We start from the raw sequence: 13,427 nt of genomic DNA on the forward strand, positions 1-13,427 counted from the left end.
TCATGGCTGACGGCAATTCCGAGACGAAATCCTCCAACCAGATGTGGGGCGGTCGCTTTGCCTCGGGTCCGGACGCGATCATGGAGGAAATAAATGCCTCGATCGGCTTCGACAAGAAGCTCTATGCCCAGGACATCCGCGGCTCAATAGCGCATGCGACGATGCTGGCGCATCAAGGCATCATTTCGGCTGACGACAAAGACAAGATCGTTCACGGCCTGAACACGATCCTGTCAGAGATCGAAAGCGGTGCGTTCGAGTTTTCGCGCCGTCTCGAAGACATTCACATGAATATCGAAGCCCGGCTCGCAACCCTCATCGGTCCCGCGGCCGGCCGCCTGCACACCGCCCGCTCGCGCAACGACCAGGTGGCGCTCGACTTCCGCCTCTGGGTCAAGGAAGAGTTGCAGCGGACGGAGAAGGCGCTGACGGCGCTGATCGCCGCCTTTCTCGACCGCGCCGAGGAACATGCCGATACCGTCATGCCCGGTTTCACCCACCTGCAGACCGCACAGCCCGTTACCTTCGGCCACCATTGCATGGCCTATGTCGAGATGTTTGGCCGCGACCGCTCGCGCGTGCGCCACGCCATCGAGCACATGGACGAAAGCCCGATCGGCGCCGCAGCCCTTGCCGGCACCGGCTTCCCGATCGACCGCCACATGACCGCCAAGGCGCTCGGCTTTGCCGGCCCGACCCGCAACTCGATCGACACGGTATCGGACCGCGACTTCGCGCTCGAATTCCTGTCGATGGCCTCGATCACTGCCACGCACCTGTCGCGCCTTGCCGAAGAGATCGTCATCTGGTCGACGCCGCAGTTCGGCTTCATCCGCCTGTCGGATGCGTTCTCGACCGGCTCCTCGATCATGCCGCAGAAGAAGAACCCGGATGCTGCAGAACTGGTGCGCGCCAAGACCGGCCGCATCAACGGCTCGTTGGTCGCGCTGCTCACGGTCATGAAGGGCCTGCCGCTCGCCTATTCCAAGGACATGCAGGAAGATAAGGAACAGGTCTTCGACGCCGCCGAAAGCCTCGAACTGGCGATCGCCGCCATGACCGGCATGGTGCGTGACGTGACCATCCGCACCGACCGCATGAAGGCGGCCGCCGGCTCCGGCTATTCGACCGCGACCGACCTTGCCGACTGGCTGGTGCGTGAGGCGGGCCTCCCCTTCCGCGACGCCCACCATGTCACCGGCCGCGCCGTGGCGCTTGCCGAACAGAAGAGCTGCGATCTCGCTGACCTTTCGCTTGCCGACCTGCAGTCGATCCATGCCGACATCACCGACAAGGTCTTCGATGTCCTGACGGTGGAAGCCTCCGTGGCCAGCCGTACCTCCTTCGGTGGCACCGCGCCGAACGAGGTCCGCAAGCAGATCGCCTGGTGGCGCGCCCGCAACTAAGGCATCCGCGCCAAGCCCGCTGCGGGCGGTTCCTCGCCCGCAGAAACAGGGTGCACAAGTGCCTGAAAAATCGGTAAGACATCGCACCTGCATCAGTTCCCGCGAAGGAAAATCACGATGACATTCACGAAGGCGGCCCGGCTTGCACTTCTGCTGGCGATCCCCGGGCTGGTTCTTGTCGGTTGCGGACGCAAAGGCGACCTCGATCGCCCCGGCTCGACCGCGCCGATCAACACCAAGGCGCCGGCAGGAACTGTCGAGCAGAAGGAAAAAGCGGACGAGCGTTCGTTCCTGCTCGATCCCCTCCTCTAGTAGAAATTATGCAATTCCGAACGGAAGCCGCTTCGCACTTTCCTGGAATTGCTCAAAGCCGAGCTGCCTGACGTGAACCATTTTCAGTACCGCGACGGAATTCTCTACGCCGAAGATGTGCCGGTGACCGATATCGCCCGCGCCGTCGGCACGCCCTTCTACTGCTATTCGACCGCCACACTCGAGCGCCACTACACGGTGTTCTCCAAGGCTTTTGCCGATGTGGATGCGATGGTCTGCTATGCGATGAAGGCCAACTCGAACCAGGCAGTGCTGAAGACGCTCGGCCGCCTCGGCGCTGGCGTCGACGTCGTCTCGGGCGGCGAACTGCGCCGCGCGCTTGCAGCCGGCATCCCGGCAAGCCGCATCATGTTCTCCGGCGTCGGCAAGACGCCGCAGGAAATGGATCTGGCACTGGAGGCCGGCATCTACTGCTTCAACGTCGAGTCCGAGCCGGAACTCGAAGTGCTCAACCAGCGCGCCGTGCGTGCCGGCAAGCGCGCCCATGTATCCTTCCGCATCAATCCGGATGTGGACGCCGGCACGCATGCGAAGATCTCGACCGGCAAGAAGGAAAACAAGTTCGGCATTTCGTGGGAGCGCGCCCGCGCCGTCTACGCCCATGCCGCAACCCTGCCCGGCATTCAGGTGACCGGCATCGACATGCATATCGGCAGCCAGATCACCGAGCTGCAGCCCTTCGACGCCGCCTTCAAGCTGCTGCGCGAACTGGTCGACACGCTCCGCTCCGACGGCCATTCGATCGATCACGTCGACATCGGCGGGGGCCTCGGCATTCCCTACAAGGACGACAACAATCCGCCGCCGCTGCCGGACGCCTATGCGGAAATCGTGAAGAGCCAGCTGCAGTCGCTCGGTTGCAAGATCGTCACCGAGCCGGGGCGGCTGATCGTCGGCAATGCCGGCATTCTGGTGACAGAAGTCATCTATGTGAAGGACGGCGGCGACAAGACCTTCGTCATCGTCGACGGTGCGATGAACGATCTCATCCGCCCGACCCTCTATGAGGCCTATCACGAGATCCGCCCGGTCCGCATTTCCGCCGCCAACGCGCCGCGCATCCGCGCCGACGTCGTGGGCCCGGTCTGCGAAACCGGCGACTATCTGGCGCTCGACCGCGAGATGGCGATGCCGAAGCCCGGCGATCTCTTCGCCATCAGCTCGGCCGGTGCCTACGGCGCCGTGCAGGCCAGCACCTACAATTCCCGGCTGCTTATCCCGGAAGTTCTGGTCAAGGGCGACCGTTTCCACGTCATCCGTCCGCGCCAGGACTATGATGCGCTGATCGGTCTTGATTCGGTGCCGGACTGGCTCGACTGAGCCGTCCTGCCGCAGAAACGACAATCTGTGGATCGGCCGTGCAAACGATCACGATTGTGTATGCGCCCTCGTCTTCGCCACAAACGATGGTATCCTGAACGCAAGCGGGATAGGCGAAGCTGCGTGCTTTTTTGAGCGCGGCCGTCGCCTCACTATATTGGGTCAGCCACAAGCGTTGATGGGCGACCGAAAGGAAACTTGGGCGGATGACGCAATTCCGGCAGGATGAAACGCCACAACCGAAGCCGTTTTCGAGAACTCTGGCGCTGAAGAGATGGCTGGCGCGCGCCGTGCTGGTCGCCGAGCAGGTCCTGCCGCGCATCCTTCTGCCCGGCTCCGTCGCCCTTCTGTTTCTTGCCTTCGCCTGGCTCGGTTTCTTTCGCGCAGCGCCTTTCTGGCTGCATGCGGCGGCCCTCTTTGGTTTCGCCCTAGCCTTCCTTGCGTCCCTCGTCCCGCTCAGTCGGGTCCGCCTGCCCGCGAACGCCGATGCCGATCGCATGCTGGAAGAGCGCAACGCCCTGCCGCATCAGGCGATCCGCGTCCAGGACGATCGCCCCGCGACCGACAATCCCCTCGGTGAGGCGCTCTGGCGCGAACACCAGGCGCGCATGGCGCGGATGATCGGCGCGCTCGATACCGGCCTGCCGCGGCCCGATATCGCCAGGCACGATCCCTTCGCGCTCAGGGCCGTGCCGGTGCTTCTCGCCTGCGTCGCTTTTGCCTATTCCTACTCCAACCGCGCCGGATTGCTCAGCGATGCCTTCCGGCTGCCGCAGACGTCGATCGAGGCTGCCAATATCCGCGTCGATGCCTGGGTGACGCCGCCGCCCTATACCGGGCGGGCGCCGATCTTCCTAACGGGCAAGCCCGAAGCCGCCGCGGCCGTGAATGAGGACGCCGGGACGATCACCATTCCCCAGTTCAGCGATATCACCGTCCGGATCACCGGCGCCGGCGCAGACGCGTCCGTACGCTACGCGGAAACCGGTGCGAGCGAACCGATCATCATTCCGGTGGCCGGCGAGAAGGCCGAGGAAAAACAGACGCAGCAGCAAGTGGGCGAAGCCGGGCCGAAGGTCGCCGAAGTGGTTGCAACCGAGCCGGCACGCAACGCGACCGCCGTCCGCAACCACGTCTACAAGGTCGTCAAGGACGGCGAACTCACGGTCGGCAGCCAGCGCTGGGCGTTCAAGATCACCCCGGACGGGGTGCCTCAGATCGCCTTTGACGGGATCCCTCATCCGACCGTCAACGCAGCGCTCGAAATCACGTTCACGGCCAACGACGACTACGGCATCGCCCAGGCCTGGGCTGAGATCAAGCCGCTCGAGGAACCGGCAGAAGGCGCCCGCGCGCTCTATCCGCTGCCAGAGTACCGGCTCGATCTGCCGCGCCGCAATGCGCGCGAGGCAAAGGGCACCACCAGCCGGAACCTCAGCGAGCATCCGCTTGCCGGCAAGCGGGTAGAGGTGACGCTCGTCGCCCGGGATGCTGCCGGACAGGAGGGCCGCAGCCCGCCGCACGAGATGATCCTGCCTGCCCGCCAGTTCTCGCAGCCGCTTGCCGGTGCCGTCGCCGAGCAGCGTCAGGTCTTCGCGCTCAATGCCAACGACCTGCCGCGCGCCATCGATCTCAACGACGCCGTAACCTCGCTTGCCGAGGACTGGATCCCGAACCTCACCCATTTCCTGCTGTTGAAATCGGCGCGCACCCGCATGGCGCTCGCCTATAACGACGACATGTTGCGCGATGCCGCCGGATACCTGTGGGAGATCGCGCTCGGGATCGAGGATGGCGACCTGTCGCTCGCCGAGCGCCGTCTGCGCGAAGCCCAGCAGGCGCTGTCGGATGCGCTGGAGCGCAACGCTTCGGACCAGGAAATCGCCAAGCTGATGCAGGAACTGCGCCAGGCGATGCAGCAATACATGCAGGCGCTCGCCGAGCAGGCGATGAAAAATCCACGCATGACCGGCAAGCTCGACCCGAACAACATCCTGCGCCAGCAGGACCTCGAGAAGATGATGAACCAGATCGAGAACCTGGCGCGGTCGGGTGCGCGCGATCAGGCACAGCAGATGCTCTCGGAACTGCAGCGCATGATGAACAACCTGCAGGCTGGCCGCGGACAGCAGCAGATGGGCGAGCAGAACGACGCCATGCGCCAGCAGATGGACAAGCTCGGCAAGCTGATGCAGCAGCAGCAGCAACTGATGGACGAGACCTTCAAGTTCGATCAGGCCCTGCGCGACCGGATGCAGCGGGGCGACCCGCTGCAGGGCGAGGACAACGAACTCTTCGGTCAGGAAATGCCGCAGGATCCGGGGCAGCAGGGCGATCCGAACGGTCAGCCCAATCCGCTCGACGACATGACGGCCGAACAGCTGAAGGATGCGCTGAAGCAGCTGAAAGAGCAGCAGGACGCGCTCGGAAAGCAGCTCGGCGAGCTGAACAAGGGCCTGGAAAGCATGGGCATCAAGCCCGGCAAGGGCTTTGGTGAAGCCAAGCGCGAAATGGACGGCGCTTCCGGCGCGCTCGGCAAGGGCCAGGGTGAACAGGCCGTCGGCAATCAGGGCCGCGCGCTACAGGCGCTGCGCCAGGGCGCCCAGGACATGATGAACCAGATGCAGGGCCAAGGTCAGGGCGGACCCGGCATGGGCGTGCCGCAATACGGTCAAAACGGCCGCGATCCCCTCGGACGGCGACAACAGAATCTCGGCCCGAATTTCGGCGACCAGGTCAAGGTTCCAGACGAGATCGATTCCCAGCGCGCGCGGCAGATCCTGGATGAGATTCGCCGCAGGCTCGGCGACAGCCTGTCGCCGGAGCAGGAGCGGCAGTACCTCGAACGCCTGCTCGACATGCGCTAAGCCGAGCATCCGCCCGGTTTCGGCCGCTTGCCCGATCACGGCAGAACATGACAACGCCCCCCGTCGCATCGAAATCGCTGCGACGGGGGGCGTTCTTGTTGCTGTAATGCAGGTCGGTGGGTCTGCCCGTCAGGCGGCCAGCGCCAGGGCGACTGCCTTGCGGATATCGGGAAGGGAAAAGGGCTTGGAGATGACGTCGACGATCTTGTCGGTGAGATCGTCCGCCCGCTCGCGCTGCTCGGCATAGCCGGTCATCAGCAGGATCTTCATGGCCGGAAAGGCGGCCGACGCCTGGTGCGTCAGCTCGATGCCATCCATCACGGGCATGCGGATATCGGAAAGCAGAAGGTCGAAGGCCTGGGCCTCCAGGCAAGCAAGGCCATCGGCCCCATCGCCCGCTTCGACCGTCTCGTGGCCGTCGAGCCTCAGGGCCCGCGCGACGAAGGAACGCAATGCATCCTCGTCCTCGGTAATCAGGATCTTCGCCATCATGGCCTCCGCGTTCGCTTCCGAGTCCGGCGTTCACGCCGGCACCCGCACCTGATCCAAAGGTACAGCGAGCGTGGATCATCGGGAGACACACTGGCGCTGCAGCGCCGCCGATCCTCGTCGAGAATCACTGCGGCACGCACCAAAACAACCAGTTTTTCGTTTGTGTTCGGTAAACGCCGAACGACTGGATTTCAGGGCGCATGCCCCAAAACGGGACGTTTACTCGGCGTCGCCGGTGACAACGCCGACAAACGGCAGCTCGCGGAAGGCATAGGCGACGTCCATGCCATAGCCGACGACGAAGTGATCGGGGCATTCGAAGCCGACATAATCCGCCTCGAGCTCGACCTTGCGCTTGACCCGCTTGTCGAGCAGCACCGCGATCGTCACGTTGCGGGCGCCGCGCTCGTACATCAGTTCCTTGGCAAAGCGCAGCGTGCGGCCGGATTCCAGAATGTCGTCGATCAGCAGAACGTCGCGCCCATGCACGTCGCTGTCGATGTCCTTGGTGATCTTGACGCCCTGCGAAACGGTGCCGGTGCCGTAGCTCGACAGCGTGATGAACTCGACTTCCGGAGCGAGACCGGCCGTATGCATCGAGCGGATCAGATCGGCCGCGAAGATGAACGATCCTTTGAGCACCGCGATCACCAGCAGATCCTTGTGCGGGCCGTTGACGATCATTCCGGCAAGCTCGCTGTTGCGGGCAGCGATCGTTTCAGCCGTATAGAGAGGTTCGATATTCTTACCGCGAACAACGGGCATCAGGGCTTCTCCAGCGTTTCATGCGGAAGACCTCGGCCTTCCCGTTGCCGCCGCTTAGCACAATCAGCGGGCCGAAACACCGTTTTCGGCGAAGGAAACCGCGACTTCCGGCATTTTTCCACCTGCATAGGGCAGTCTCGTCATGAAATGACGGCTCTCACCGGGCGCGATGGCAGCCCCCTCGGGCATCACCCGCGTCGTCGTGACCTTGCGGCCGTTGGCGGTGATCTCCACCACGACCTGCGGCAAACGCTGCTCGACATCGGAGCGATTGTCGATCGAGCCATAGACGGACAGCACGCGCATGCCACCGGAATAGTCGAGCCCGCTCTTGATGCCGGAAATCGCCAGCGGCTGGACGTCGGCCTGCCCGTCGCCGGCAAAGCCGACGATCGCCAGGAAGGACGCGAGCGCAACCCCCGCCACCATGCCCGCAAAGCGGCGTGCCGGCATGTCGCGAAGCCGCGTTTCAGCAAGGCGAAGCAATCGACCGCCGAGCGTCGGCTCCTGCTCCACGACCGTCAGCGTCGGCCGCCGGCGACTGCCGGTCTTCGCATCGTCGTTGAACACCGGATAGGGCGTGCGACGCGACGAGGCGGAGATCACCTCGAATTCCGCATCGACGACGTCGGCGCGCCGCGGCGCTGTAGCCCCGTCGCGTCCGCCGCGCTCCGGCGGCAGGAAGTCGGTATAGGCGCTGCTGCTGGCGGACTTGGTCCGGAATGCCTGCATGATCATTTCCTCCTGTCCCGCAAGAGAACACGGCCGCAGGCGGCCGGCTTGGCTGCGAAACCCTCGGGCAATGGCGAGCCCCTTGCGGTGCAAGAACTAGGCATTGCGTCAAATCTTTCCGACACGTAAACCGGAATGGTTAATGTTTCGGAAAGACGTCGCGAAAGCGGCGCGTTTTCATGAAAAATTAACCGTCACTTAACCATGATTCCGCTGGCGGTTTTGCCTTTCCTGGCTGGTCGTCCTATGCGCGGAGGACCGGAACCGGCCATCGGTTGCAGGGCCGTAAGAGAGACTGGGCTGCCGCTTGATTCACTTTGAGAACGTCGGACTGCGCTATGGCATGGGACCGGAAATCCTCCGGGACCTCACCTTCGACATTCCACGCCGTTCGTTCCAGTTCCTGACGGGCCCGTCGGGTGCCGGCAAGACGACACTGCTGCGGCTTCTTTTCCTCTCGCTGCAGCCGACACGCGGCCTGATCCGGATGTTCGACCGGAACATTTCTTCGATCCCGCGCGAGGAATTCCCGATGCTGCGCCGGCGCGTCGGCATCGTCTTCCAGGATTTCCGCCTGCTCGAACATCTCACAACCTACGAGAACGTTGCGTTGCCTTTGCGCGTGCGTGGCAAGGAAGAGGCGAGCTACCGGGCCGACGTGATAGAACTCTTGAAATGGGTGGGACTTGGCGAACGCATCAACGTGCTGCCGCCGGTGCTTTCCGGTGGCGAAAAACAGCGCGCGGCCATCGCTCGGGCACTGATCGACCGGCCGGAGATCCTGCTTGCCGACGAGCCGACCGGCAACGTTGACCCGCCGATGGCAAGGCGCCTGCTCAATCTCTTCCTCGAGCTCAACCGGCTCGGCACGGCGGTCGTTATCGCCACCCACGATCTGTCGTTGATGGACCAGGTGGAGGCGCGGCGCATGATCCTTTCGCAAGGGCGGCTCGACATCTATGAGTGACAGCCACACGAAACGCCAAAAGGACGCGCCCGAACAGGCACCGGAGGCGCAACAGCGCCGGACCGAAATGCGCGTGCGCCCGACCGGCCCGATCGTGCCGTCGAGCAATGTGTCCGGCAATGCGCTGATGTGCGTCATCGCCATCATGTCGTTCCTCGCCTGCCTGACGCTCGGCGGCGTCAGCATGGTGCGAGCCACGGCCCAGAGCTGGCAATCGCAGATCTCCCGCGAGATCACCATCCAGATCAAGCCCGACGACAACCTCGACATGGAAAAGGCGCTCGCGGATGCGCGCGACCTGGCGCTGACCTTCAGCGGCACGACAGACGGCAAGATCGTCGACCGGGCCGCAACCGCCCGCCTGCTCGAACCCTGGCTCGGCGAGGGCCTCGATCTCGACGAGTTGCCCGTCCCGCGCCTCGTCATCATTACCATCGACGAAAACAACCCGCCCGACTTTGCGGCCATGCGCAAAGCGCTGACCGAAATCATCCCGCAGGCTTTCCTCGACGACCACCGCACCTGGGTCGACCGGCTGGTCGCCATGGCCAACACCACAGCGATGATCGGCACCGGCATCTTGGCGCTGGTCTTCTCCGCCATGGTGCTGACGGTGGTCTTCGCCACGCGCGGCGCGCTGTCAGGCAACCGACATATCGTCGAGGTGCTGCATTTCGTCGGTGCCGAAGCCGGCTTCGTCGCGTCGGAATTCCAGAAGCATTTCTTGAGGATCAGCCTCAAGGGCGCCGGCGCCGGCGGCCTGCTCGCGGCACTTTTCTTTGCGCTGGCGGGGTTCTGGCAGTCGCGGACCCTGGCGACCCCCGAGACGGATCAGGCCACCGCCCTCTTCGGAACCTTCACCATCGGCTACGGCGGCTATCTCGGCATCGCCGCGATCATCGTCGTCATCGCCATCCTGACGACGGTTACGGCGCGGCTGACGGTGACCCGCACGATCTACGAAATCGACCTCATCCGTTCGGACCCCGGCCGTACCGACCTCTACCAAAGCTGAGCCGCCTGATGTTTCGCCGCCACTCGATCTATTCCTTGCCGCAATCTGCGGCTATGTGAAGAGAATCATGATGGCGCGAGAACTACGCGGGAACGGAATGGCCGGAGGAGACAAATGGCACGGGAAAGCCGACGATCGCCGGCGGTCCCGCAGTCTCCTGCGCAAAATTCTCCGCCGAACCTTCTTCGTCCTGCTCCTGCCGCTGGCAATCCTGATCGCCGCCTTCCTGAATTTTGCCGACACGGTGGCGTCGCTGCAGCCGCCCGGCCATCCCAAGGCCGATGCGATCGTGGTCCTCACCGGCGGCTTCCAGCGCATCGACCAGGCGGTCGATCTATTGAAAGGCGGCGCCGGCAAGCGCCTGCTGATCTCCGGAGTTCACCCGACGACGACAGGCAGCCAGATCCGCCGCAACACCCAGAGTTCAGCCGATCTTTTCAAGTGCTGCGTCGACATCGGCCATGAGGCGATCGACACCATCGGCAATGCGACCGAAGCGGCGCAGTGGATCCGCGATCGTGGCTACGCGACCGTGCTCGTCGTCACCAACAATTATCACATGCCGCGAAGCCTGCTGGAGCTTCGCCGCGCCCGGCCAGAAACGGAGTTCATCCCCTACCCGGTCGTCAACTCCGATCTGAAGACGACAAACTGGCTGCGCAATCCGATGGTGCTGAAGTCGATCCTTCTGGAATTCGGCAAGTATACGGTGGCGTCGATACGCGACCTCGCCGGCGCCCGCCCGACCAGCGGCCTGCGCACCGATGCCTCGCGCGCGACACCCGCCGAAGAATAGGCCGTCAGGAACGGCCTTCGCCGCTGCAAAGTGAAACAGAGCAGTTTTCCTTCAGCACTTAATCGTGTAGGCAGCGATCAACCGGCTCAAAGACGCCGGTCCCCTTGAGACCTCGCCTACGAGAGCGTGCCTGATGATCGTCTTGCGTTCGATCCTTTTCAACGTGGTGTTCTACGCCAATCTGATCGTGCAGATGATCGTGCTGACCCCGATCTACTTCCTGCTGCCGCGCAAGAAGGCGTGGTTCGTGCCGAAGAACTGGGTGCGCAGCAACCACTGGCTCCTGGAAAAGATGGTCGGCACGACTTTCGAAATCGAAGGCCTGGAGAACATTCCGAACGGCCCCTACATCTTCGCGCCCAAGCACCAGTCCTTCTGGGACGCCTACGCGCTGCTGCCGTGGCTGAACGACCCCTTCTACATCCTGAAGCGCGAACTGACCTGGATCCCGCTCTTCGGCTGGTACATCCTCAAGCAGCGCATGGTGCCGGTGAACCGCGCGGCGCGCGGGAAGGCGATGACCAGCGTCATGGATCGCACCAAGCAGGAAATGGCGACGGGCCGCGAGCTCATCATCTACCCGGAAGGCACCCGTCGTCCGCCGGGCGCGCCGCCGGAATACAAGTACGGCATCGCCCGCCTCTATCGCGATCTGAACGTGCCGGTCGTACCGGTCGCCATGCATCCGGGCCTGTTCTGGCCGCGCCGCAAGTTCCTGCGCTTTCCGGGCCACTTCAAGGTCCGCATCCTGCCGCCAGTCGAGGCCGGCATGGACCCGGACGCTTTCCTCAAGAAGCTTGTCGAGGTAACGGAAAAGGCCAGTGACGAACTGCTCGTCGAAACGGTGAAGGCCAATCCGCACGTACCGCTGCCGCCGACCGCCGAGCAGCGGATGAAGGAACTGAAGGCCGAAGGCCGGGCCTGATCCTTCAGAGCCCTGCCGGATGCGGCGCCTGCCGCAGCAATCCGACCACCTCTTCCAGCCAATGATCGCGGATGCCCATTTCCTTGAGATGGGCGAGCGTATTGAACACGTATTCGCTGTTCGGCCCGGATTTTCCGGTCGAAACCGAGACGATGCCGGCCGCCTCCGCAGTCGTCAGCGCGCCCGCATACTGGACATGGCCGCGATCGATGACATAGGCGAGCGCCGGCACGCGGCGGCCGTCGGCGAGCAGCACCGGCATGGTGCGCTCCTTGTAGACGTGGGTCACCAGTTCGCGCTCGCGCAGATAGTCGACGACATCGGCCTGCTGTCCGCGTTGGACGCGAAACGCCGTCCCGATGCAGGAGCCGCCACGGTCGAGCCCGAGCACCAGCCCCGGCCGCTGCTCGGTGCCGCGGTGAACCCAGGAACGCACGCAGAGCGAGCGGCGAAATCCGAAGGCGCGCGCCGTCCGCTTCTCCTCGAACGCAAAGCCCGGGTTCCACATCAGCGAGCCGTAGCCAAAGACCCAAAATTCGTCCATATCCACTGTCATTCAACCCGCGCTGCTGTTCTCACTGCCGAATCACGATCGGTCGCGTGGGACGGTGAGCCATTTCGGTTTCTACGGCACAGCATCCCGGCACGAAAGAGACAAGCTCGTCCTCCTGCGGCCGAAGGAAAGAATAGTTTTGCGGATCGACGGCGCCACCCGAAAGGCAGCCTCCATCCTGTTTTGAGTGAGGTACCCGCGCCCATGTCGGCCACCGCAGTCTCCAACCCATCGCCGGTCAGCCGGAAATTCCGCTGGCTCATGGCAGGCATCGTGCTTGTCACCGGCGTTTATTCAGCCGGCTGGTTCTTTGCCGCCGACCAGATCGAGAAGCGGCTAACGACCCGCCTCGCCGAAGGACAGGCGGCCGGCCTCGGCGGCGAATGCACCAACATGGACGTGCGTGGCTTCCCGTTCCGCATCGGCCTCTTCTGCGACAAGGTGCATCTCGACGACACCCGCAACGGCACCTCTGCTTCCTTTGGAGCACTGAGGACCGCCGCCCAGGTCTACCAGCCAGGCCATGCGGTGATCGAGCTCGATGGCCCGGCCGAGATCCGGGCTTCCCCTGGCCTCAACGTGTTTGCCGACTGGACGCTGCTGCATGCGAGCGTGCGCGCGACCCTGTCCGGTGTCGACCAAACGTCGCTCACCTACGACAACCTCACCGGCCGCTTGCGCCTTCCGCTCTCGGGCGACGGCCTCGGCTTCGGCGCCAGCCACGGCGAAGTGCACCTGCGCCAGAACGGCGCGGACCTCGACGCCGCCTTGAGCGTCGACAAGCTCGACGTTCGGCCCGAAGAAGGCCCGAGCCTCGCGCCGCCGGCAACCGTCGCCGCGGACCTGACCTTCACCGACCGGGCCGGGTGGATGACGGCCCCGCCGACGCCGGAGATGTTTCGCGGCAGCAAGGGCGAACTGCGCCAGCTTACCCTCGACCTCGGCTCCGGCATGAACGCCAAGCTTTCCGGGCCGTTCTCGGTCAACGATCAGGGGCTGATTTCCGGCGAGTTCTCGCTGACGATGACCAACATCGAAGCCTGGCGCGCCAATCTGGTCACCCTGATCCCGGATGACGCCAATCTCGTCGACAACACCACCAACATGCTGAAGGCGCTCGCCAACGGCAAGAACGAGGCGACCGTGAAGCTCAACGTGCGCGACGGCACGGCGTTCCTCGCCTTCATCCCGATCGGCGTCCTGCCGACCCTCTAGGCCACGGGTATAAACCGCACAGGAAGGAAGACTGCTCCACG

Annotated in this window: 13 protein-coding genes; 9 read left to right on the forward strand and 4 right to left on the reverse strand. The window is 63.9% G+C overall.

Features of this window, described 5'->3' with window-relative positions; all coding sequences use genetic code 11:
* Positions 1-2 precede the first annotated feature (2 nt).
* The 4 genes from argH to IB267_RS27175 all read left to right on the forward strand — a co-directional run bounded on the left by argH (position 3) and on the right by IB267_RS27175 (position 5,926).
* On the forward strand, positions 3-1,406 hold the full coding sequence (gene argH / locus IB267_RS27160) for an argininosuccinate lyase (RefSeq protein ID WP_192450640.1): 1,404 nt from the start codon (positions 3-5) through the stop codon (positions 1,404-1,406).
* 117 nt (positions 1,407-1,523) lie between these two features.
* On the forward strand, positions 1,524-1,718 hold the full coding sequence (locus IB267_RS27165; RefSeq protein ID WP_034806616.1) for a lipoprotein: 195 nt from the start codon (positions 1,524-1,526) through the stop codon (positions 1,716-1,718).
* A 72-nt stretch (positions 1,719-1,790) separates the two neighbouring features.
* Positions 1,791-3,059 (forward strand): diaminopimelate decarboxylase, encoded by a 1,269-nt coding sequence (gene lysA / locus IB267_RS27170; protein WP_192450641.1) that lies wholly within the window; start codon positions 1,791-1,793, stop codon positions 3,057-3,059.
* A gap of 206 nt (positions 3,060-3,265) precedes the next feature.
* Complete coding sequence (locus IB267_RS27175) at positions 3,266-5,926, forward strand: TIGR02302 family protein (RefSeq protein WP_192450642.1); 2,661 nt, start codon at positions 3,266-3,268, stop codon at positions 5,924-5,926.
* Positions 5,927-6,055: 129 nt separating this feature from the next.
* Here the strand turns inward: IB267_RS27175 and IB267_RS27180 are convergent, their stop codons facing one another.
* The 3 genes from IB267_RS27180 to IB267_RS27190 form a co-directional block, all read right to left on the reverse strand.
* Positions 6,056-6,415 (reverse strand): response regulator, encoded by a 360-nt coding sequence (locus IB267_RS27180; RefSeq protein WP_043623067.1) that lies wholly within the window; start codon positions 6,413-6,415, stop codon positions 6,056-6,058.
* 222 nt (positions 6,416-6,637) lie between these two features.
* The gene (gene hpt / locus IB267_RS27185) at positions 6,638-7,183 is read right to left on the reverse strand and encodes a hypoxanthine phosphoribosyltransferase (RefSeq protein WP_034806612.1); all 546 of its coding nucleotides are present in this window, start codon (positions 7,181-7,183) and stop codon (positions 6,638-6,640) included.
* Between the two features lie 63 nt (positions 7,184-7,246).
* Positions 7,247-7,915 (reverse strand): hypothetical protein, encoded by a 669-nt coding sequence (locus IB267_RS27190; RefSeq protein ID WP_192450643.1) that lies wholly within the window; start codon positions 7,913-7,915, stop codon positions 7,247-7,249.
* Between the two features lie 307 nt (positions 7,916-8,222).
* Between IB267_RS27190 and ftsE the strand changes: the two genes are divergently transcribed.
* From ftsE to IB267_RS27210, 4 genes are all read left to right on the forward strand, one after another.
* Positions 8,223-8,882 (forward strand): cell division ATP-binding protein FtsE, encoded by a 660-nt coding sequence (ftsE, locus tag IB267_RS27195; RefSeq protein WP_043623069.1) that lies wholly within the window; start codon positions 8,223-8,225, stop codon positions 8,880-8,882.
* Complete coding sequence (locus IB267_RS27200) at positions 8,875-9,897, forward strand: ABC transporter permease (RefSeq protein ID WP_192450644.1); 1,023 nt, start codon at positions 8,875-8,877, stop codon at positions 9,895-9,897. The genes ftsE and IB267_RS27200 overlap by 8 nt, the downstream gene beginning before the upstream one ends.
* Before the next feature lie 97 nt (positions 9,898-9,994).
* Positions 9,995-10,693, forward strand: a complete 699-nt coding sequence (locus tag IB267_RS27205; protein ID WP_043623073.1) for a YdcF family protein — start codon at positions 9,995-9,997, stop codon at positions 10,691-10,693.
* 133 nt (positions 10,694-10,826) lie between these two features.
* Positions 10,827-11,618, forward strand: a complete 792-nt coding sequence (locus IB267_RS27210; protein ID WP_043623076.1) for a 1-acyl-sn-glycerol-3-phosphate acyltransferase — start codon at positions 10,827-10,829, stop codon at positions 11,616-11,618.
* A 4-nt stretch (positions 11,619-11,622) separates the two neighbouring features.
* On the opposite strand, the gene IB267_RS27215 is transcribed toward IB267_RS27210, so the two are convergent.
* Positions 11,623-12,174, reverse strand: coding sequence for a gamma-glutamylcyclotransferase (locus tag IB267_RS27215; RefSeq protein ID WP_192450645.1), 552 nt, complete (start codon positions 12,172-12,174; stop codon positions 11,623-11,625).
* Positions 12,175-12,375: 201 nt separating this feature from the next.
* Here IB267_RS27215 and IB267_RS27220 point away from each other — a divergent pair, with 201 nt between their 5' ends.
* On the forward strand, positions 12,376-13,386 hold the full coding sequence (locus IB267_RS27220) for a DUF2125 domain-containing protein (RefSeq protein ID WP_192450646.1): 1,011 nt from the start codon (positions 12,376-12,378) through the stop codon (positions 13,384-13,386).
* Positions 13,387-13,427: the final 41 nt, after the last annotated feature.

Origin of the sequence: Ensifer sp. ENS09 (assembly GCF_014852425.1) — a bacterium.
Classification (GTDB): Bacteria; Pseudomonadota; Alphaproteobacteria; order Rhizobiales; family Rhizobiaceae; genus Ensifer.

Excerpts from the sequence above, each read along its gene's own strand:
- argH (WP_192450640.1), top strand. The coding sequence starts at position 3 with ATGGCTGACGGCAATTCCGAGACGAAATCCTCCAACCAGATGTGGGGC.
- IB267_RS27165 (WP_034806616.1), top strand. The coding sequence starts at position 1,524 with ATGACATTCACGAAGGCGGCCCGGCTTGCACTTCTGCTGGCGATCCCC.
- IB267_RS27175 (WP_192450642.1), top strand. The coding sequence starts at position 3,266 with ATGACGCAATTCCGGCAGGATGAAACGCCACAACCGAAGCCGTTTTCG.
- IB267_RS27180 (WP_043623067.1), bottom strand. The coding sequence starts at position 6,415 with ATGGCGAAGATCCTGATTACCGAGGACGAGGATGCATTGCGTTCCTTC.
- hpt (WP_034806612.1), bottom strand. The coding sequence starts at position 7,183 with ATGCCCGTTGTTCGCGGTAAGAATATCGAACCTCTCTATACGGCTGAA.
- IB267_RS27190 (WP_192450643.1), bottom strand. The coding sequence starts at position 7,915 with ATGCAGGCATTCCGGACCAAGTCCGCCAGCAGCAGCGCCTATACCGAC.
- IB267_RS27200 (WP_192450644.1), top strand. The coding sequence starts at position 8,875 with ATGAGTGACAGCCACACGAAACGCCAAAAGGACGCGCCCGAACAGGCA.
- IB267_RS27205 (WP_043623073.1), top strand. The coding sequence starts at position 9,995 with ATGGCCGGAGGAGACAAATGGCACGGGAAAGCCGACGATCGCCGGCGG.
- IB267_RS27210 (WP_043623076.1), top strand. The coding sequence starts at position 10,827 with ATGATCGTCTTGCGTTCGATCCTTTTCAACGTGGTGTTCTACGCCAAT.
- IB267_RS27215 (WP_192450645.1), bottom strand. The coding sequence starts at position 12,174 with ATGACAGTGGATATGGACGAATTTTGGGTCTTTGGCTACGGCTCGCTG.
- IB267_RS27220 (WP_192450646.1), top strand. The coding sequence starts at position 12,376 with ATGTCGGCCACCGCAGTCTCCAACCCATCGCCGGTCAGCCGGAAATTC.